At 70.4% G+C, this 19,128-nt stretch carries 17 protein-coding genes; 12 read left to right on the top strand and 5 right to left on the bottom strand.

Annotated elements, in window-relative coordinates; all coding sequences use genetic code 11:
- The first annotated feature begins 18 nt into the window (after positions 1 to 18).
- Genes ACN28G_RS18505 through ACN28G_RS18495 form a run of 3 tightly spaced genes read left to right on the top strand, consistent with a single transcriptional unit; the run spans position 19 to position 3,099 of the window.
- Positions 19 to 909 carry a sugar phosphate isomerase/epimerase family protein gene (locus tag ACN28G_RS18505; RefSeq protein WP_091442039.1) on the top strand — a complete coding sequence of 297 codons (891 nt, stop codon included), beginning with the start codon at positions 19 to 21 and terminating at the stop codon, positions 907 to 909.
- The gene (locus tag ACN28G_RS18500) at positions 906 to 2,024 is read left to right on the top strand and encodes a Gfo/Idh/MocA family protein (protein ID WP_421479936.1); all 1,119 of its coding nucleotides are present in this window, start codon (positions 906 to 908) and stop codon (positions 2,022 to 2,024) included. Before ACN28G_RS18505 ends, ACN28G_RS18500 begins: the two co-directional genes overlap by 4 nt.
- A gap of 1 nt (position 2,025) precedes the next feature.
- On the top strand, positions 2,026 to 3,099 hold the full coding sequence (locus ACN28G_RS18495) for a Gfo/Idh/MocA family protein (protein ID WP_421479935.1): 1,074 nt from the start codon (positions 2,026 to 2,028) through the stop codon (positions 3,097 to 3,099).
- Positions 3,100 to 3,178: 79 nt separating this feature from the next.
- Here ACN28G_RS18495 and ACN28G_RS18490 read toward each other — a convergent pair whose 3' ends face one another.
- The gene (locus ACN28G_RS18490) at positions 3,179 to 4,546 is read right to left on the bottom strand and encodes a PHB depolymerase family esterase (RefSeq protein ID WP_421479933.1); all 1,368 of its coding nucleotides are present in this window, start codon (positions 4,544 to 4,546) and stop codon (positions 3,179 to 3,181) included.
- Positions 4,547 to 4,680: 134 nt separating this feature from the next.
- Here ACN28G_RS18490 and ACN28G_RS18485 point away from each other — a divergent pair, with 134 nt between their 5' ends.
- The 6 genes from ACN28G_RS18485 to ACN28G_RS18460 all read left to right on the top strand — a co-directional run bounded on the left by ACN28G_RS18485 (position 4,681) and on the right by ACN28G_RS18460 (position 10,769).
- Positions 4,681 to 5,688: a PaaX family transcriptional regulator C-terminal domain-containing protein gene (locus ACN28G_RS18485; protein WP_421479932.1), complete on the top strand. Its 1,008-nt coding sequence runs from the start codon at positions 4,681 to 4,683 to the stop codon at positions 5,686 to 5,688.
- A 247-nt stretch (positions 5,689 to 5,935) separates the two neighbouring features.
- Entirely contained in the window at positions 5,936 to 6,985 is a 1,050-nt protein-coding gene (locus tag ACN28G_RS18480) for a dipeptidase (RefSeq protein ID WP_091442026.1), read from the top strand.
- Positions 6,986 to 7,023: 38 nt separating this feature from the next.
- Complete coding sequence (locus ACN28G_RS18475; protein WP_421479929.1) at positions 7,024 to 8,640, top strand: ABC transporter substrate-binding protein; 1,617 nt, start codon at positions 7,024 to 7,026, stop codon at positions 8,638 to 8,640.
- 74 nt (positions 8,641 to 8,714) lie between these two features.
- Positions 8,715 to 9,587 (top strand): tetratricopeptide repeat protein, encoded by an 873-nt coding sequence (locus tag ACN28G_RS18470; RefSeq protein WP_091442019.1) that lies wholly within the window; start codon positions 8,715 to 8,717, stop codon positions 9,585 to 9,587.
- Positions 9,588 to 9,591: 4 nt separating this feature from the next.
- Entirely contained in the window at positions 9,592 to 9,792 is a 201-nt protein-coding gene (locus ACN28G_RS18465; protein ID WP_091442016.1) for a tautomerase family protein, read from the top strand.
- Positions 9,789 to 10,769 carry a D-2-hydroxyacid dehydrogenase gene (locus tag ACN28G_RS18460; protein WP_091442014.1) on the top strand — a complete coding sequence of 327 codons (981 nt, stop codon included), beginning with the start codon at positions 9,789 to 9,791 and terminating at the stop codon, positions 10,767 to 10,769. The genes ACN28G_RS18465 and ACN28G_RS18460 overlap by 4 nt, the downstream gene beginning before the upstream one ends.
- Positions 10,770 to 10,823: 54 nt before the next feature.
- Here the strand turns inward: ACN28G_RS18460 and ACN28G_RS18455 are convergent, their stop codons facing one another.
- The 4 genes from ACN28G_RS18455 to ACN28G_RS18440 all read right to left on the bottom strand — a co-directional run bounded on the left by ACN28G_RS18455 (position 10,824) and on the right by ACN28G_RS18440 (position 15,438).
- The gene (locus ACN28G_RS18455; protein WP_421480935.1) at positions 10,824 to 12,959 is read right to left on the bottom strand and encodes a thiamine pyrophosphate-dependent enzyme; all 2,136 of its coding nucleotides are present in this window, start codon (positions 12,957 to 12,959) and stop codon (positions 10,824 to 10,826) included.
- Between the two features lie 80 nt (positions 12,960 to 13,039).
- Positions 13,040 to 13,870, bottom strand: coding sequence for an ABC transporter permease (locus tag ACN28G_RS18450; RefSeq protein ID WP_091442007.1), 831 nt, complete (start codon positions 13,868 to 13,870; stop codon positions 13,040 to 13,042).
- A gap of 67 nt (positions 13,871 to 13,937) precedes the next feature.
- A complete protein-coding gene (gene nikB / locus ACN28G_RS18445) occupies positions 13,938 to 14,885 on the bottom strand; it encodes a nickel ABC transporter permease (protein WP_421479926.1) in 948 nt (315 codons plus the stop codon).
- A 22-nt stretch (positions 14,886 to 14,907) separates the two neighbouring features.
- Positions 14,908 to 15,438 (bottom strand): Lrp/AsnC family transcriptional regulator, encoded by a 531-nt coding sequence (locus tag ACN28G_RS18440; protein WP_091442002.1) that lies wholly within the window; start codon positions 15,436 to 15,438, stop codon positions 14,908 to 14,910.
- A 125-nt stretch (positions 15,439 to 15,563) separates the two neighbouring features.
- Here ACN28G_RS18440 and ACN28G_RS18435 point away from each other — a divergent pair, with 125 nt between their 5' ends.
- Genes ACN28G_RS18435 through ACN28G_RS18425 form a run of 3 tightly spaced genes read left to right on the top strand, consistent with a single transcriptional unit; the run spans position 15,564 to position 19,128 of the window.
- Positions 15,564 to 16,607, top strand: coding sequence for an ABC transporter ATP-binding protein (locus ACN28G_RS18435; RefSeq protein WP_091441997.1), 1,044 nt, complete (start codon positions 15,564 to 15,566; stop codon positions 16,605 to 16,607).
- Positions 16,607 to 17,689 carry an ABC transporter ATP-binding protein gene (locus ACN28G_RS18430; RefSeq protein ID WP_421479923.1) on the top strand — a complete coding sequence of 361 codons (1,083 nt, stop codon included), beginning with the start codon at positions 16,607 to 16,609 and terminating at the stop codon, positions 17,687 to 17,689. Before ACN28G_RS18435 ends, ACN28G_RS18430 begins: the two co-directional genes overlap by 1 nt.
- Positions 17,689 to 19,128: an aldehyde dehydrogenase family protein gene (locus ACN28G_RS18425; RefSeq protein WP_421479922.1), complete on the top strand. Its 1,440-nt coding sequence runs from the start codon at positions 17,689 to 17,691 to the stop codon at positions 19,126 to 19,128. Before ACN28G_RS18430 ends, ACN28G_RS18425 begins: the two co-directional genes overlap by 1 nt.

Raw genomic sequence — 19,128 nt, 5'->3', positions numbered from 1 at the left:
CAGAGAAAAGGACACCCCGTGCAGTTCGGCTTCAGCTCCTACTCCTTCTACCAGCACCTGCGTACCGGTCGGATGAGCCTGTTGGAGGTCATCGACTGGATCGGTGCCAGCGACGCCACCCACATGGAGATCGCGACGGTGTCGCTGTCGCCGGAGATCTCCAACGACACCTCCACCCTCGACCAGGATCCCGGGTTCGTCCAGGAGATCAAGACCCGCGCGGCCGACCAGGGCGTCACCCTCTCCAACCTCGTCGTACCGGCCGACCTGCTCGGCGCGGACGCCGACACGCACATGCAGCGGGTCAAGCGGCACCTCGACGTGGCCGCGGAGCTGGACATCACCCTCTTCCGGCACGACGTCGCCAGGTGGGCGCACCGGGCCAAGGACATCGCCGACTTCGAGGCGCTGCTGCCCCGCATGGTGGAGGTGTGCCAGGAGATCGCCCGGTACGCCGCCCAGTACGGCATCACCACCAGCGTGGAGAACCACGGGCTGCTGATGAACGGTGGTGAGCGGGTCCGCCGCCTCATCCACCTCGTCGGCGAGCCGAACTTCAAGACCACGCTCGACGTCGGCAACTTCATGTCGGTGGACGACAACCCGGTGGTGGCGGTCGCCGAGAACGCCCCCTACGCCAGCATCGTGCACCTCAAGGACTTCTACATCCGCTCCCAGTACCCGGGCGAGGGCTGGCACCACACCCCGGGCGGCAACTACCTGCTCGGCTCCATCGTCGGCTACGGCGACCTGGACATGCGCCGGATCGTGCACGGGATCCTCGCCGCCGACTACGACGGGTTCGTCTCCATCGAGTTCGAGGGCATCGAGGAGTGCCTGATGGCCAACACGGTAGGCCTGGCCAACGCCAAGCGACTCTTCGCCGAGGTCGGAGTGGCCGCCGCATGAGCGAACGCACCGAGCGAAGCGAGGGCAGTGAGGGCATGCCCGATCAGCACCGCACGAGTCGGCTCGGGGTGGGTGTGATCGGGGTGGGCAGCATCGCGGAGATGCACCTGGCCGCGTACGCCGCCAACCCGGACGTCCGACTCGCCGGGGTGTTCGACCTCAACGCCGAGCGCAGTGCCCAGAAGGCGGCGGCCTTCGGCGTGGCCCGGGTGCACCCCACGCTGGACAGTCTGCTGGCCGACCCGGACATCGACGCGGTGAGCATCTGCACGTGGAACGACACCCACGCGGAGATCGCCGTCGCGGCGCTGGAGGCCGGCAAGCACGTCCTGGTGGAGAAGCCGCTGAGCCGTACCGCCGGTGAGACGCAGGCGCTCGTCGAGGCCGTCGAGCGCAGCGGCCGACACCTGGAGGTCGGCTTCGTCAGGCGGTTCGGCTCGAACGCCCGGGTGCTCAAGTCGTTCGTCGACGGCGGCCTGCTGGGCGACATCTACCACGCGCGGGCGACGAACGTCCGGCGGCTCGGCAACCCGGGCGGCTGGTTCGCCGACCACGCCAGGTCCGGGGGCGGGCCGCTGATCGACATCGGGGTGCACGCCCTGGATCTCTGCTGGTACTTCATGGGTACGCCCCGGGCGGTGACCGTCAGCGCGGTCACCCACTCGCCGCTTGGCAACCGGGCGAACGTGACGTCCCTGTCGCGGTACAAGGTCGCGGACTACGACCCCACGCAGAGCGACGTCGAGGACTTCGCCGTGGCGCTGATCCGGTTCGACAACGGCGCGTCGTTGACCCTGGAGACCAGCTACTCCCTGCACGCTCTCGACGACCGGCTCGAAGTGGCGGTCTTCGGTGAACGCGGTGGCGCGGAGCTGGAACCGAAGCTGCGCATGGTCACCGAGATGCACGACACCGTGCTGAACATGGGACCGCAGATCGACCACCTCTCCTTCGACTTCGCCGAGGGGTTCGCCAACGAGATCGCGCACTTCGTCTCGCTCTGCCTCGGTGAGGCCGAGCAGGTGGCACCGGTGTCGCACGGCACCGAGGTGATGCGGATGCTCGACGGGATCTACGAGTCGGCGCGGACCGGTCGAGAGGTCAGGCTCTCCTGAGATGACTGCTGTGCAGGGAACCGTCCGGGTGGGGGTCGTCGGATGCGGCAACGTCAGTTCCCGGTACCTGGCCAACCTGGCGGGCCATCCGGCGGTCACCGTCGTCGCCTGTGCCGACGCCGATCCGGCCCGGGCGCGGGCGCTCGGGGCCGCCCACGGGGTGCCGAAGGCGTACCCGGTCGACGCTCTGCTGTCCGATCCGGATCTCGACCTCGTGCTCAACCTGACCCCGCCCCGGGTCCACACCGAGCTGACCCTGCGTGCCCTGGCGCAGGGCAAGCACGTCTACACGGAGAAGCCCCTGGCCACCACCATGGCCGACGGGCGGCGGATCCTCGACGCCGCCCGGGAGCGGTCACGGTGGGTCGGCACCGCCCCGGACACCTTTCTGGGCGCCGGGACGCGTACCTGCGCGGCCCTCGTCGCCCAGGGGGCGATCGGCACTCCCACCTCGGTGAACGCCGCCATGATGAACCCGGGGCCGGAGCGGTTCCACCCGGAGCCGGAGTTCCTCTACCAGGAGGGCGCCGGCCCGCTGTTCGACATCGGTCCGTACTACCTCACGGTGCTGACCGCACTGATGGGTTCCGTCGTACGGGTGGGGGCGCTGGGCGCGGCCCCGCGGGCCGAGCGGGTGGTGTCGACCGGGCCGCGCGCGGGGTCGACCTTCCCGGTGGAGACCTTCACCCACGTCACCAGCGTGCTGGAGTTCGCCAGCGGCGCCCTGGGCACGCTGGTGACCAGTTTCGACGTGGCGGCGACCCGGACGCCGCACCTGGAGATCCACGGCACCGAGGGCACGATCGTCGCCGCGCCGGCCAACTCGTGGGGCGGCCCGGTGCTGCTCAGCGGCGCGGGCGGGGACTTCACCGAGGTGCTGCCCGGCCCGGGGGAGTCCGACGGGTTCATGGGGATGGGCCTGGTCGACATGGCGGAGGCGATCCTGACCGGCCGCTCCCCGCTGGCGACGGGTACGCGTGGCCTGCACGTCCTGGAGGTGCTCACGGCCATCGCCTCGGCCGCCCGGGCCGGCGGCGGTTTCACCACGATCCGCTCCACCCTGGAGACCCCCTGAGGTCGTCGGCCGCCTCCCGACGCAGCTGACCGGTCCGGCTCCCCCGCCCGGTGTGGGCGGGGGAGCGGCGGGTGTCGCCTCAGGCGACGGTGCAGGCGGCGCCGTTGAGGGTGAAGGAGGTCGGCTTGGCGGTGTTGCCGGTGTGGCTGGCCTGGAAGCCGATGTCGATGGACCCGTTCGGCCCGATGCTGGCGTTGTAGCTGACGTTACGGGCCGTCACCTGTCCGGAGGTGGGGCTGTAGGAGGCGTTCCAGCCGGAGGTGATGTTCTGCCCGGCGGGCAGCGTGAAGGCCAACGTCCAGCCGTTGACGGCGCTGGTGCCGGTGTTGGTGATGGTCAGGTTCTCGGTCAGGCCGTTGTTCCAGGCGTTGACGCTGGCGCTGACCCGGCAGGCGCCGGCACCCGGCGGCGTGGTCGGTGGGGTCGTGGGCGGGGTCGTCGGTGGCGTGGTCGGCGGGTTGGTCGGTGGCGTCGTGGGCGGCGTGGTCGGTGGCGTGGTGGGCGGGCTGGTCAGGCCGAAGAACTGGAGGGCGGCGGCGGCCATGCCACCCGAGGGCAGGCTGTGGCCGGCGCCCTGGATGCTGTATGCCTCGACCCGGACGACCCCGCTGCTGTTGGCGTAGCGGCGGCGGTTCCAGTTGGGCTGCGGGGTGTCGGTGGAGGTGGGTGTCTGGCTGAGCCCGAACACGTTGGTCCACTGCTCGATCGTCTCCTGCAGCAGCGAGTACGGCACCAGGGTGTCGTTGGTGCCGTGCCACAGCTGCACCGGTGGCCGTGGACCGGAGTAGCCGGGGTACGCCTGGCGGACCGCGTCACCCCACTGCTGCGGGGTGCGGTTCATGTTCCCGCCGGTGCACTGACCGCCTGGCGGGTAGTCCGCCGCGTTGGCGAAACAGTTGAAGGGCACCCCCATGAAGGCGGCCCCGGCGGCGAAGACATCGGGGTAGAGGGCCAGCATGTGGTTGGTCATCATGCCGCCGGAGGAGCTGCCGGTGGCGTAGACCCGGCGGGGGTCGCCGCCGTACTGCCGCTGCACGTAGTTGACCATCGAGATGATCGACACCGGGTCGCTGCCGCCGCCGCGTCGCTTGGCCGCGTCCGACCAGGTGTCGAAGCAGTTGCCGAAGCCGGCCTGCTGGGTGGCGCTCGGGTAGATCACCACGTAGCCGTACCGGTCGGCGAGGCTGGCGAACTCGCTGCCGGAGTAGAAGCCGGGGCCCGATCCGCCGCAGCCGTGCATCGCCACCACGATCGCGGGGTTGGCCGGGCGGGCGTCCGGCACGTAGACGTGCATCCGCATCCGGCCGGGGTTGTCGCCGAAGGTGGTCACCTCCACCAGCGACGCGGCGTACGCGGGACTGTTCGTCGGCATCACCAGGCCGGCCGCCGCCAGCGCCGTCGCCATCGACGTCACCAGGCCGAGCAGCAACTTTCGTCTGATCCTCATGGACGGGACTCCTCACCTCGCGTAGCACATAGTGTTCCCCCCGGACCAACAAGTGTCAATTGAGGATCCTCTATGAATTGGGGTGCCGTCTACAGTCGAGGCGCTGCCGTCGAACCGAGCCCCGGAGTGCCCCTGTGACCAGCCCCTTCGAGATCGAGGAGATCTTTCCCGACGACGGGGAGCACCAGGTCCGGCTGCCCCGCCGGCAGTCCGGCAACTCGCCGCAGGGGATGGCGGTGACCCTGCTGGCCGACTACACCCTGCGTACCCGGGAATGGTTACCGTCGGCAGCCATCGTCGCCCTGCTCGCCGAGTCCGGCGTCAGTCCCGCCGGCGCCCGTACCGCGATCAGCCGGCTGGCCCGCCGGGGCGTCCTCGACGGCAGCCGGCAGGGCCGGCACAGCTCCTACCGGCTCAGCCGCTCCGCCGCCGGGAACCTGTCGGCCGGCGGCAGCTGGATCGTCACCTCCACCGCCACCGCGCGGGCGTGGGACGAGTGCTGGACGATCGTCGCCTTCTCCCTGCCCCAGCAGCACGGCGCGCAACGCCGGGCACTGCGCGCCCAACTGCGGTGGCTGGGGTACGCGCCGCTGTACGACGGACTGTGGATCTCGCCGTACGAGCTGGTCCCGGCGGCCCGCAGACAGCTCGCCGGCCTCGGCCCCGGTGCCGTCACGGTGTTCCGGGGCCGGCAGGTCGAGCTCGACGCCGTCATCGCCCGCGACCCGCTCGCGGCCTGGGACATCGCGGCGGTGGCCGGACAGTACGAGACCTTCCTCGGGCGCTGGCGGCCGCTCCTGCCGGAGATCGCTGCCGGGCGGGTCGACGGCGCGGCGGCGGTGCGGGCGCGGACCGAGGTGATGGACACCTTCCGGCGCTTCCCGGTCCTCGACCCGCAACTGCCGCTGCGGCTCCTGCCGCCCGACTGGCTCCGGGTGCCCGCCCGGGAGGTCTTCGCCGCCGTCTACGACGGACTGGCCGGGACCGCCGAGCGGCACGTCCGGGCCGTCGTCGCGCCGTTCGCCGGGGAGAGCCTTCCCGGCATCCGGGCCCACACCACCGCCGACCTGCTCGCCGGCCTCGACGTCGCCGGGGGTACGGACGACAGCCGCGCACCGGAGTCGGTGACGCGCGGTCGGTGACCAGCCGACCCTCGTCGGTAATGCCGGACCGGACTACCCGGGGTGCCGGCTGAGCTGCCAACTCTCCGTACCGTGCGGCTTTTGTTGGTGTTTGCTCCTCGATGGTCGTCGGGCGAGGTACGGGCTCTCGCAGTTGTGACGAAATTCGTCACTGACAAACGTCTAGGCGACGAGTTCTAAAGGTCTATGGACATGAAGTGGCGCTACTCGTAAAGTCTGACCATCTTCCGATGATCCTGGAGATGACGTGAACACTGCTGTCCCGGAAACCTCCGTCCGCTCGGCGACCGAGCTGCACGCCGCCGCCACCGTCGTGGACGGCAGCACGGTGATCGAGCTCAGCGACGCCCACCTCGACCGGATCCGGCGCGGGGGTGTCACCGCGGTCAACCACACGGTCACCAGGCCGTACGCGGACACGGTCACCGCCCTGCGGGAGGTGAACCGGTGCCGTCGGTGGATCGACGAGAACGCCGACCGGGTGTTGCTCGCGCTGACCGTGGCCGACATCGAACGGGCCAAGGCCGAGGGCAAGGAAGCCGTCATCTTCGGCCCGCAGGACACCGAGATGATCGGTGTCGATCTCGACCTGCTCGGCACCTTCTACGACCTCGGCGTGCGGATCCTGCAGCTGACCTACCAGCGGCAGAACCTGCTCGGCGCCGGGTGCGGCGAGGAGACCGACTCGGGTCTGACGCACCGGGGCCGTCGCTTCGTCCAGGCGATGGACCAACTGGGCATCCTGGTCGACGTCTCGCACTGTGGCGAGCGGACCGGCCTGGACGCCATGGCGGCCTCGGCGAACCCCGTCGTGGTCACCCACTCCTTCTGCGACGCGATGTCGCCGCACATCCGGGCCAAGTCCGACGGGTACCTGCGTCGCCTCGGCGAGCAGGGCGGCGTCATGGGTATCACCACCCTGTCAGGGTTCCTGTACTACCCGGAGGCCCCGTCCCGGCGTCCGGATCTGACCCGCTTCGTCGAGCACGTCAGTCGGGTGGTGGAGGTGGCCGGGATCGACCACGTCGCGATCGCCACCGACTACGACGAGACGTGGACCGAGGCGATGCGGATCGCGCAGTTGCAGTCCATCGCCCAGGCGAAGTCCAAGGAGCAGCAGAACCTCCTCGGTGACTTCGGCTGGACCGAGCGTCGGGCCATCGGCATGGACGACGCCTCGGACTTCCCCAACTTCACCGAGGCGCTGCTGGCCGGCGGCTTCACACCCGACGACGTGACCAAGATCCTCGGCGGCAACTGGCTGCGGGTCTATGGACAGGTGTGGAAGTCGGCCTGACCCGTACGCGCTGCCCGGGATACCAGCCAAGGAGACCCATGCGAACTCGATTCCTGACCAGGGTGCTGGCGGTGGGCGTCGTCGCGACGCTCGCGGCCGGCTGCTCCGGTGGTGGCGAACCCCCGTCCACCACCGGTGGCAACAACGGCAACGACGGCCTGAGCAGCAACGTCCGCCTCCAGGACGAGGCAGCGCCGGCCGGTGACCCGAAGCCCGGCGGCCGGCTCCGGATCATGATCCGGCTCGACGCCAACGAACTCGACCCGCACCGGATGTCGGAGACCTCGGCCTTCGTCATCAACGAGCAGATCTACGAGTCGCTGGTGCAGTCGTACCGGGGTGAGATCAAGCCGGCGATCGCCGAGTCGTGGGAGCAGAGCGCCGACGGCCTGACGGTGACGTTCAAGCTGCGCGACAACGCCTTCTTCCACAGCGGGCGCAAGGTGACCGCGGCGGACGTCAAGTACTCGATCGAACGGATCCAGGACCCGGCCACCCGGGCCCCGCGGGCCCGTAGCTACGAGGGCATCGCCTCCGTCGAGGCACCCGACGAGCGGACCGTCGAGATGAAGCTCGACAAGCCCAACGCCGCCATCCTGACCCTGCTCTCCACCGCCGCGTCGTCCATCGTCGACCGTGAGGTCGTCGACGGGGAGAAGGGCCTCAACGGCAGCGTCGACGGCGGCAGCGGCCCGTTCAAGCTGGCCTCCCGGGTCACCGGCCAGGGCATCAAGCTCGACAAGCACACCCAGTACTGGGAGCCGGGGGTGCCGTACCTGGACGGCATGGACTTCACCTTCAACCCGGACGACAACGCCCGCGCCGCGGCGGTACGCAGCGGCACCGTCGACTTCCTCTGGCGTCCGGCGCCCGAGTTCATCGACGCCCTCAAGCGCGACGAGGCGCTCAAGTGGTACGGCGGATCCGGCTCGCTCTCCCTGCACCTGCGGCTGAACACCTCGAAGGCCCCGTACGACGACGTCAAGGTCCGACAGGCCATCTACCTGGCGCTGGACCGCCAGGAGATCCTCAACGTGGCCAACTCCGGCTTCGGCACCCCGCTCAACGCCGGCTACCTGCCGCCGGACCGGTTCGGCGCGCTGACCGAGCCGGTCTACGACAAGCCCGACATCGAGAAGGCGAAGTCCCTGCTCGCCGAGGCGGGTTACCCGGACGGCTTCGAGGCGAAGCTCATGGTGATCGCCACCTCGGCGTTCCAGGTCCGCTCGGCCGAGGTGGAGCAGCAGCAGCTCGCCAAGATCGGCATCAAGGTGACCATCGAGTCGGTCGAGTCCACCATCGCCGACACCAAGACCAAGTCCGCCGACTTCGACATGTACCAGTCCGGCTTCGGCCTGACCTACGACCCGGACGAGCGGTTCACCGCCAGCTTCCTGGCCGGCGGCGGTCTGAACTACGGCAACTGGACCGACCCGGAGTACGAGGCCCTGGTCGTGCAGGCCCGCTCGGAGCTGGACGCCGACAAGCGGGCGGCGCTCTACCAGCAGGCCGAGAAGATCCTGGCCGAGCGTGGTCCGGTGGCGATGACCTTCCTCAACGCCGACTTCGACGTGGTGCAGAAGAACGTCATGGGCTACCAGGGCGACCCGACGCCGACGTACCGCTTCTACCGCAACATCTGGCTCGACCGCTGAGCCGGCGCGAGGGGGCGCCGGTCGGTTCGGCCGGCGCCCTCTCGCACCGCCACCCCGCAGACGAAAGGCAGACCATGACGGCTGTACCGCTGTCCGACCGTTACGTGATCGCCGCCCGGCTCAAGGGCTACCTCAACAAGCACGCCGAGGCGGTGGCGCTGCTCACCGAGGCGCTGGAGCTGGAGCCGGGCAGCGCCCGGTTGCTGCGCTTCCGGGGACACCGGCGGATCTCGATCGGCGACTACGCCGGCGCGATCGAGGACCTGCGTGCCGCGGCCGACCAGCTGCCCGGTGTCGAGGACGAGTACGAGATGTACCAGCCCGAGGTGGAGAAGGACGTCGTCAGCCTGATCCTCGGCCGCGACGACCGGGTCCGCCCGCAGCACCTGACCGACACCATGGCGGCGCAGGACCCGACCGCCCTGGACCGGTACAACACCACGCTGCACACCTCGATCTGGTACCACCTCGGGGTCGCCCAGTACCTGACCGGTGACTTCGAGGGCTGTCTGCCCAGCTTCCGGGCGGCCGAGGAGTCGTCGCGCCACCAGGAGGGCCTGGTGGCCTCGCAGGACTGGCAGTACATGGCGCTGCGCCGGCTCGGCCGGCCGGACGAGGCCGAGCAGGTGCTCGACCGGTTCCGCGCGGTCCGCCTGGTCCAGGAGGACCACCTGGTCGGGTACGAGGGCCGGATGCAGCTCTACACCGGGGAGATCACCCCGGAACAGCTCTGGGCGATGTGCGACGGCAACGGCCTGAAGACCGTCACGCAGGGCTACGGGCTGGGCAACTGGCACTACTACCAGGGCGACCTCGACAAGGCCCGGGAGGTCTTCGACGGGGTGCTGCGCACCGGTGTCACGCACGCCTTCGCCTACCTGGCGGTCAAGTCCGAGTACGCCAACAACCCCGACTTCGCCACCACGGCGACCGTGAAGGAGAACTGAGACCATGGCGATCATCCGTGCCGAGATCGGCAAGCGCGACCAGGAGACCAAGAACGCGATCATCGCCGAGCTGACCGACGTGCTGGTCAAGTACGGCTCCCCGCGGGAGAACACCCACGTCCTGCTCTACGAGGTGTCGTACGACAACTGGGCCAAGGGCGGCCTGACGTACAACGAGCGGAAGCGTGCGCAGGAGAAGTCGTGACCGCCACCACCGCGGGACCGCACGTCCTGATCACGCCGAACCTCGCCGAACTGCTGCCGCAGCTGCGGGAGCGTTACCCGCACTGCCGGTTCACCTCGGTGCCGGACGACGAGCCGGTCCGGACGGAGTACCTCGACGCCGAGGTGATCCTGCGCAGCGCGATGAACGAGGACATCTTCGACGAGCTGCTCAGCAAGTGCGACGGGATGCGCTGGGTCCAGATCACCGCCGCCGGCTTCGACTGGGTGGGTGGTGACATCATGCGCCGCCGCCTCGACGAGGGGCTGGTCTACACCCGCTCGGGCAACTCGTACAACGTGCCGATCGCCGAGTACATCATCGGCGCGGTGCTGATGCACCAGCGGGAGTTCCCCGCGTTGCGGGCGGCGCAGCAGCGCCGGGAGTGGATCCGCCTGGTCGGCCGGGACCTGATCGGCAGCACCATGCTGGTCTTCGGCACCGGCGGGATCGGACGCGAGGTGGCCTGGCGGGCCCGTGCGCTGGGCGTCACCGTGATCGGGGTCAACCGGGCGGGCACCCCCGCCGAGGGCTTCGACCGGGTGGTGCCCTTCGCCGACCACCTCGGGTTGCTGGCCGAGGCGGACTCGGTGGTGTTGGCCATGCCGCTGACCGGGGAGAACCGGTACTTCTTCGACGCCGCGCACTTCGCGGCGATGTCGGAGACCGCCGTCCTGGTGAACGTCGGCCGGGGCGCGCTGGTCGTGGAGGACGCGCTGGTCGACGCGATGCGGCAGGGCCGGATCGCCGCGGCCGTGCTCGACGTCTTCGAACAGGAGCCGCTGCCGGCGGAGCACCGGCTGTGGGACCTGCCGAACACCACGATCACCCCGCACACGTCGTTCCGGGGCTCGGGCAACCTGCAACGGCTCTACGCCGACTTCTGCGACAACTTCGACAGGTACCTGGCCGGTGAGCCGTTGACCGGCACGAAGCGTCAGCCGGAACTGGGGTACTGACCGGCGAAGGAGCGGCCCACCCGGTGCCACCGGGTGGGCCGCTCCTTGGCGCGTTCAGTCCAGCAGGGCGTCGGCGGCGGCCCGTACCTCGTCCTCGCCCAGCAGCACCTGGTCGGCGGCGGGGCCCAGGGGCACGTAGCTGTCGACGCTGTTGACCCGGGAGATCCGGCCGGTGAACCCGCCGTCGACCAGGGCGGCCACCACCGCCTCGGAAACACCGCCACCGGCCCGGGTCTCGTCGACGACCAGCACCCGGTCGATCCCGCCGAGCGCGGCGCGCAGGCTCGCCGCCGGTAACGGCGACAGCCACTGCAGGTCGACGACCCGGGCGTCGACCCGACGCTGCCGGGCCAGCGCCCCGGCCACCCGCAGGCTCATCGGTACGCCGTTGCCGAAGGTGACCAGCGCCAGGTCGGTGCCCCGCCGAACGGTACGGACCTCACCCAGCGGGTTCTCGGTCGCCGCCCAGCGGGCCGGCGCCGGATAGTCGGCCAGCCAGCCGCCGTCGCCATCGACGTGCAGGTCCCGCCGGTGGTAGAGGGCGATCGGTTCCAGGAACACACAGACCCGGCCCTCCTGCTCGGCCAGGGCCAGGCACTGGCGCAGCAGCGCCGGGGCGGTGGCCGGGTGGGTGGCCACCGCCAGCGCCAGGCCGGGGATGTCGCGCAACACGGCCACCGAGTTGTCGTTGTGGAAGTGCCCGCCGAAGCCCTTCTGGTACGCCAGCCCGGCGATCCGCACCACCATGCCGTTGCCGTACTGCCCGGCGGAGAAGAAGCGCAGCGAGGCGGCCTCACCCCGCAGCTGGTCCTCGGCGTTGTGCAGGTAGGCGAGGTACTGGATCTCCGGGATCGGCAGCGTGCCGGCCAACGCCCCGCCGAGGGCCACCCCGAGGATGGTCTGCTCGTCCAGGAGCGTGTCGAAGACCCGGGCGGCACCGAAGGACCTGCGCAGCCCCCGGGTCACCCCGTACACCCCGCCCTTGCGGGCCACGTCCTCGCCGAAGACCTGGGTCTGTGGCCAGGTGAGCAGGGCGTCGTGCAGGGCCGCGTTGATCGACTGGGCCAGGGTGAGTGGACCCCGGGACTCCGGCGGCCGGCCACCGAAGGACCGCTCCCGGTCCGGGTCGGCCCGCCGGGCCGCCGCGCTCACCTCGGGCACCCGCCGGGTGGTCAGCGGCGCGGTCACCGCCGCCAGACTGGCCAGCCGCTCGACCCGGCCGAGCATCGACCGGGCGGCGTCCATCACCTGCTCGCGGGCGTCCTGGTAACGGGCGAGGGTCTCCGCCGGGCTCAGGATCCGCTCCCGGGCGAGCAGGGCTGCCGTGGCCAGGATCGGGTCGAGCGCGTACTCGGCGAGGATCTCGGCCCGGGTCCGGTAGGCCAGCTCCGCGTCGGAGCCGGCGTGCCCCATGAACCGTACGGTCCGCAGGTGCAGCACGGCCGGACGACGTTCGGCGCGGACCCGCCGGACCACGTCGGCGGCGGTGGCCAGCAGGTGCGCGGGGTCGGTGCCGTCGGCCGGCACGTAGTCGATGCCGGGCAGCCCGGAGAGCATCCGCTGGACCCAGCCGCGCGGGGACCGGGTGCTGATCCCGATGCCGTTGTCCTCGCAGACGAACAGCAGTGGCATCGCCAGGCCCTGGTGGGCGCTGTAGCCCACCGCGTTCAACGCACCGGCGGCGGTGGAGTGGTTGGCCGAGGCGTCACCGAAACTGCACACCACCACGGCGTCGGCCGGGTATCCGGTGTCGCCGGTGCCCCGGCCCAGGGCGAAGGCCAACCCCATCGCGCGGGGCAGGTGGGAGGCGATCGTCGAGGTCTGCGGGATGATGTTCAGTCCCCGGTGGCCGAAGACCTTGTGCCGCCCGCCGGAGATCGGGTCCTGCCGGCTCGCGGCGGCGGAGTGCAGCACGTCGGAGATCGGCGTACTGCCGGGCACCTGACCGGCCCGGGCGGCGTAGAAGCCGCCGGAGCGGTAGTGCAGCAGCGCCGGGTCGCTCGGGCGTAGCGCCAGCGCGACCGCGGCGTTGCTCTCGTGACCGCTGGAACCGATCGTGTAGAACCCCTCCCGCTGCGCCTGCAACCAGCGCAACGCCAGGTCGAGGTGGCGGCTCTGCAGCTGGGCGTCGAGGTAGGCCAGCAGCAGACCGGGGTCGACGTCGACGCCCGGCGAGGTCTCCTCGGGCAGCGGTTGGCCGGTGGACCATCCGGTGAGCTGGCGTACCAGATGGTCGTCGATCGATTCCACGTGCGCGTGCTCCTCGTGGGTCAGCGGCTGGACCGGCCCCGCAGCCGGGGGTCCAGCACGTCGCGAAGGGTGTCACCGAGCAGGTTGAAGCCGAGGACGGCGATCATGATGCAGACCCCGGGCACCACCGACGGCCAGACCGACAGCTCCATGAACGACTTACCGCTGGAGAGCATCGAGCCCCAGGAGGGCTGGGGCGGCTGCACGCCGAGCCCCAGGTAGCCCAGGGAGGCCTCGATCAGGATCGCGTAGGCGAGGCTGGTGGTGAACTGCACCGCGATCGGGGCCACCGAGTTGGGCAGGATGTACTTGTAGATGAGCCGGAAGTTGCTCAGCCCGACCGCCTGGCCGGACTCCACGTACGGCTCCCGGCGTACCGACATCGCGGTGCCGCGCACGATCCGGGCGAAGCTCGGGATGAAGACGATGACCAGGGCCAGGATGAGGTTCTCGGTGCCGGGCCCCCGGGCGGCCACCACCGCCAGCGCCAGCAGCAGGGTGGGGAAGGAGAACATGATGTCGGTGGCCGGGGTGATGATCGCGTCGAGGAAGCCCCGGTAGAAGCCGGCGAGCAGACCGAGCAGCACGCCGATCGCCCCGGCGCAGGTCACCACGATCAGGCTGACCGTCAACGAGGTCCGCGCGCCGTAGAGCGCCCGGCTGAGCAGGTCCCGCCCGGCCTCGTCGGCGCCGAGCGGGAAGTCGCCGCCGGGCGGGGCGAGGCGTTGGTTGCTCATCGCGGTCGGGTCGTAGGGGGCGATCAGCGGGGCCAGGATGGCAGCCGCGGTCATCAGCACCACGATCACCAACCCGACCAGCCCGGCCTTGTCCCGGCTGATCAGCTTCAGCAACTGGCCACCGCGGCGGCCGACGGGCCGGGGGGAAGCGGTCTGTGGTGGACGACCGCCGGCAACGACTTCAGTGACCACTGCGCAACCTCGGATCCAGGTAGGTGTAGAGCAGGTCGACGAGGAGGTTGACCACGACGTAGAAGAAGGCCAGGAAGAGCAGGGTGCCCTGGACCACCGGGTAGTCGCGTTGACTGATGCCGCGGATGACCATCGTGCCCAGCCCCGGCCAGGCGAAGACCTGTTCGACGATGACCGTGCCGCCGAGCAGCGCCCCCGCCTGGATGCCGAGCACCGTCACCACCGGGATCAGCGAGTTGCGCAGCGCGTGCCGGACCATGACCGCGCGTTCGCCCAGCCCCTTGGCGCGGGCGGTACGCACGTAGTCCTGGTTGAGCACCTCCAGCATGCTGGAGCGGGTCATCCGCATGCTGATCGCCGCGAGGCTGGCGCCGAGGGTGACGGCGGGCAGGATGAGGTACTTCAGGCTGCCCAGGAAGCCCTCACCCTCCCCGGCGCCCTGCGACGGCAGCCAGCCCAGCGAGACCGAGAAGATGTAGACCAGCAGGATGCCCAACCAGAAGTTCGGCACGGAGAGCCCGATCAGGGACGCCACCCGGGTGCTGGCGTCGAGCAGACCGTTGCGCCTGGTGGCGCTGAGCACCCCGAGCGGGACCGAGATCAGGATCGAGACCAGCAGCGCCGAGACCGCGAGCAGCAGGGTGGACGGGAAACGCTGCATGATCTCTTCGAGCACCGGTTGGCCGGTACGCATCGAGGTGCCCAGGTCGCCCTGGACGAGAGCGCCCAGCCACCTGGCGAACTGCTCGTAGACGGGTACGTCGAGCCCGAAGTAGCGGCGCATCTCCGCCTCGACCGCGGGATCGCCGAAGTCCTGCCCCATGATCGAGCTGATCACGTCGCCGGGGATCATCCGGATCACCAGGAACGAGATCACCGAGATGCCGAGCAGGACCGGGATGACCGACAACAGGCGGATCAGCGTGATGCGCAGCATGGGCTCGTCTCTCCGCCTCTGATCAGATCTCGGACCCGGGTGTGCCGGGATCCTTCTCGGTGTCCCAGGCGGACTCGGCGTCCCCGGTGACGGCGATGTCACGGGCCCACTCGTGGGCCCGCTTGGCCACCCGCAGCACCATCACCGACCGGCTCTCCATCACCCCGTCGAGGTGGCCCAGCCGCTCGGTCCAGAACCGGCGCATGGCGTTGCTGGAGGCGAAGTAGCCGACGGCGATGATGTCGAACTGCCCGGTGACGTGGTAGACGTACGAGATCTCGGGCATTCCGGCGAGCTTCTCGATGAGCTGCTCGGTGGCCCCGGGGGCGCTCTGGATCTCGAAGAGTGTGTGCACCGGGCGGCCCATGAAGGCGGCGCTGGGGATCACGGCGAACTGGAGCTGGCCGTCGTTGACGAGGCGCTCCATCCGCCGGCGGACGGATCCCTCGGAGAGGCCGACCTTCGCCGCCAACGCGACGTTTGTCTGCCTCGGGTCCTGGACGAGTTCCCGGATGATGCTGCGATCCTTGTCGATCGAGCCCTTGGATGCCATGTTGCTCCAACTAATCTGGTGGCGGTATTCGTCGCTGTCGGGAGCCTAGACGACGAACATCGTCTGTGCAACACTCCTGGTTGACGAAAGGCGACGCTCAGGTGTCCCAAGCTGCAGGGGGTTCGATGGCCTTGTTGGAGGTGCGCGACCTGCGTACCGAATTCCGTGCCGCACGGGGTTCGGTGACCGCTGTGGACGGTGTCTCCTTCACCGTCGACGCGGGGGAGATGGTGGCCCTGGTGGGCGAGTCCGGCTGTGGCAAGTCGGCCACCGCGCAGTCCATCATGGGCCTGATCGTCCCGCCGGCCGGTGAGGTGACCGGCGGTCAGGTGATCTTCGAGGGGCAGGACCTGCTGCGGCTGCGCCCCCGCGAGCTGCGGGCGGTGCGCGGCAAGGGCATCTCGATGATCTTTCAGGACCCGATGACCTCGCTGAACCCGGTGCTCACCGTGGGCCGGCAGCTCACCGAGTCGCTCCGGCTGCACCTGGGGATGAACCGCCGCGCCGCCCGGCTCCGGGCGGTCGAGTTGCTGGAGATGGTCCGGATCCCGGCCGCCGAGACCCGGCTGAGTTCCTATCCGCACCAGCTCTCCGGCGGGATGCGGCAACGCGTGATGATCGCGATGGCGCTCTCCTGCAACCCCCGGCTGATCCTCGCCGACGAGATCACCACCGCGCTCGACGTCACCATCCAGGCCCAGATCCTGGAGCTGCTGCGCGAGCTGGCGTTGGAGACCCGGACCGCCGTCCTGTTCATCACCCACGACCTCGGGGTGGTGGCGGGCATGGCGGAACGGGTGAACGTGATGTACGCCGGCCAGATCGTGGAACGGGCCGAGACGGTCGACCTGTTCCACCGCCCGCAGATGCCCTACACCTGGGGCCTGCTGGGCTCGGTGCCCCGGCTGGACCTGGTGCGCGGGGGCAAACTGCGGCCGATCGCCGGCCGACCGCCGGAGCTGTCGGAGATGCCGGCCGGCTGCCGGTTCGCCCCCCGCTGCCGGCACGTCCGCGAGACGTGCCAGGGCGGCGTGCCCGAACTGGTCACCACCTGGGAGACACCGGACCGGGGCCAGCTGACCCGGTGCTGGGGCATGCGACCCGCCAGCGAGGGCGGTTGGCTCTCCACCGAGGACCGGCGTCCCTATCTCTCGACGGAGGAGAGCTGATGTCCGAAGCCCCGGACCAGACCGCCACCCGGGCCGCCGCGCCGGAGGAGCACACCGCGCCGGAGCGGACCCTGCTGCGGGTGCGCGATCTGGCGGTCGACTTCAAGGTGCCGGTACGCGGCAAGCTGCGACCGGCCCGACTGCGCGCGGTGTCCGGGGTGGACCTGGACATCCGCCGCGGCGAGATCATCGGAGTGGTGGGGGAGTCCGGCTGCGGCAAGTCCACCACCGGCCGCGCCATCCTGCAGCTGCTCAAGCCCAGCAGCGGCACGGTGACCTTCGACGGCACCGAGCTGACCACCCTGAGCCGGGGTCGGATGCGGGCGATGCGTCGCCGGATGCAGATGATCTTCCAGGATCCGTACGCGTCACTGAACCCCCGGATGACCATCGGAGAGCTGATCGAGGAGCCGCTGCTGGTGCACGCGGACCTCTCCGCCGCGGGGCGGCGGGCCAAGGCGGTGGAGACCATGCAGCTGGTCGGGCTCAGCGAGCAGTGGCACGAGCGCTACCCGCACGAGTTCTCCGGCGGGCAACGTCAACGGGTGGGCATCGCGCGGGCCCTGGTCAGCAACCCGGACTTCATCGTCGCCGACGAACCGGTCTCCGCGCTGGACGTCTCGGTCCAGGCCCAGATCGTCAACCTGCTGGAACAACTGCAGGAGGACCTCGGGCTGACCATGATGTTCATCGCGCACGACCTGGCCGTGGTCCGGCACCTCTGCGACCGCATCGCCGTGATGTACCTCGGCACCGTCGTCGAGGTCGGCGAGTGCGAGGACATGTACCGCCGGCCGCAGCACCCGTACACCAAGGCCCTGCTCTCGGCGGTGCCGATCCCCGACCCCCTGGTCGAGACCGAACGCCGGCGGGTCATCCTCACCGGCGACGTGCCCAGCCCGCTCAGCCCGCCCAGCGGCTGCCGCTTCCGGACCCGGTGCTGGAAGGCACAGGACGTCTGCGCCACCCAGGAGCCGGTGCTGACCACCGCCGCCGGCAGCGGCCACCAGGTGGCCTGCCACTTTCCCGAGGAGCCCGGTCCGCTGGACCAGACGCTCGTCGCGGTGGCCGGTGACCGGTGATGACAGCGGTCCCGTACCACCTCAACCTGGTAGGCGGCGAGTGGGTCGACGGCGAGCGACGCCCCAACACCGGTGCGGCCCGCCCCGACGAGGTCGTCAGCGAGTACGCCCGCGCCGGTCGGGAGACCGCACGCGCGGCGATCGAGGCCGCCCGTGGCGCCCAGCCCGACTGGGCCCGGCAACCCGTCGGGTACCGGATGGAGCTGCTGGACCGGGTCGGCAGCGCCATCCTCGACCGGGTCGAGGAGCTCGCGGTGCTGCTCGCGCGCGAGGAGGGCAAGCTGCTCGGCGAGGCGCGCGGAGAGGTCACCCGGGCCGGCCAGACCTTCCAGTACTACGCCCACCAGCTGCTGCAACCCTCCGGCGAGGTGTACCCGTCGACCCGCGACCGGGTGCACGCCGAGGTCCGCCGCCGGCCGCTGGGCGTCATCGGGATCATCACACCGTGGAACTACCCGATGGCGATCCCGGCGTGGAAGGTCGCCCCCGCGCTGGCCTACGGCAACACCGTCGTGTTGAAGCCGGCCGAGCTGGTCCCCGCCTCGGCCGGGGAACTCGCCCGCATCATCACCGCCGCCGGCCTGCCACCCGGCGTGTTCAACCTGGTCATGGGGGCCGGCGGTGAGGTCGGCGACGAACTGCTCACCTCGACCGGGGTGGACGGCATCTCCTTCACCGGCAGCACCGGCACCGGTGCCCAGGTGGCCCACCAGTGCCTCACCCACGGCAACAAGCGGTTCCAGTTGGAGATGGGGGGCAAGAACCCGCTGGTGGTCCTCGACGACGCGGAGCTGGCCGTGGCGGTGCGCTGCGCCCTGGACGGCAGCTTCTTCAGCAGCGGTCAACGCTGCACGGCGTCGAGCCGGCTGATCGTGCAGGCCGGCATCCACGACCGGTTCGTCGCGGCGCTTGCCGAGGCGACCGACGCGTTGCGCGTCGGCGACCCGCTCGACCCGACCAGCCAGCTCGGCCCGGTGGTGAGCCCCGGACAGCTGGCCCAGAACCTCGACTACGTCCGGGTCGGGCTGGCCGAGGGGGCGCGCGTGGTGGCCGGCGGGGCACACCGGCCCGACGAGGGGCAGTTCATGCGACCCACCCTCTTCGCCGGTGCCCGCAACGACATGCGGCTGGCCCGGGAGGAGATCTTCGGCCCGGTCGCCTGCGTGATCCGGGTCGACGACCTCGACGAGGCGATCGACGTCGCCAACGACACCCCGTACGGGTTGTCCGCCGGGATCGTCACCGGGTCGTTGTCGGCGGCCGAACGGTTCAAACGCGACGCCCGCGCCGGCATCGTCTCGGTCAACCTGCCCACCGCCGGTACGGAGCTGCACCTGCCGTTCGGTGGCACCGGGGCCTCCAACCACGGGCCCCGGGAGCAGGGCGGCTACGCCCGGGACTTCTACAGCGTGCCGGTGACCTGCTACACCGGCTGGTGA

It is taken from the genome of Micromonospora sp. WMMA1923 (genome assembly GCF_049179195.1).
In the GTDB taxonomy this organism is placed as follows: domain Bacteria; phylum Actinomycetota; class Actinomycetes; order Mycobacteriales; family Micromonosporaceae; genus Micromonospora; species Micromonospora yangpuensis.
This window is presented reverse-complemented; position numbering and strand designations above follow the sequence as displayed.

What these genes read in the sequence shown, in the direction of transcription:
- ACN28G_RS18500 (WP_421479936.1), top strand. Translation starts at nt 906, where the DNA reads ATGAGCGAACGCACCGAGCGAAGCGAGGGCAGTGAGGGCATGCCCGAT.
- ACN28G_RS18440 (WP_091442002.1), bottom strand. Translation starts at nt 15,438, where the DNA reads ATGGCATCCAAGGGCTCGATCGACAAGGATCGCAGCATCATCCGGGAA.
- ACN28G_RS18470 (WP_091442019.1), top strand. Translation starts at nt 8,715, where the DNA reads ATGACGGCTGTACCGCTGTCCGACCGTTACGTGATCGCCGCCCGGCTC.
- ACN28G_RS18475 (WP_421479929.1), top strand. Translation starts at nt 7,024, where the DNA reads ATGCGAACTCGATTCCTGACCAGGGTGCTGGCGGTGGGCGTCGTCGCG.
- ACN28G_RS18465 (WP_091442016.1), top strand. Translation starts at nt 9,592, where the DNA reads ATGGCGATCATCCGTGCCGAGATCGGCAAGCGCGACCAGGAGACCAAG.
- ACN28G_RS18425 (WP_421479922.1), top strand. Translation starts at nt 17,689, where the DNA reads ATGACAGCGGTCCCGTACCACCTCAACCTGGTAGGCGGCGAGTGGGTC.
- ACN28G_RS18490 (WP_421479933.1), bottom strand. Translation starts at nt 4,546, where the DNA reads ATGAGGATCAGACGAAAGTTGCTGCTCGGCCTGGTGACGTCGATGGCG.
- ACN28G_RS18495 (WP_421479935.1), top strand. Translation starts at nt 2,026, where the DNA reads ATGACTGCTGTGCAGGGAACCGTCCGGGTGGGGGTCGTCGGATGCGGC.
- nikB (WP_421479926.1), bottom strand. Translation starts at nt 14,885, where the DNA reads ATGCTGCGCATCACGCTGATCCGCCTGTTGTCGGTCATCCCGGTCCTG.
- ACN28G_RS18430 (WP_421479923.1), top strand. Translation starts at nt 16,607, where the DNA reads ATGTCCGAAGCCCCGGACCAGACCGCCACCCGGGCCGCCGCGCCGGAG.
- ACN28G_RS18435 (WP_091441997.1), top strand. Translation starts at nt 15,564, where the DNA reads ATGGCCTTGTTGGAGGTGCGCGACCTGCGTACCGAATTCCGTGCCGCA.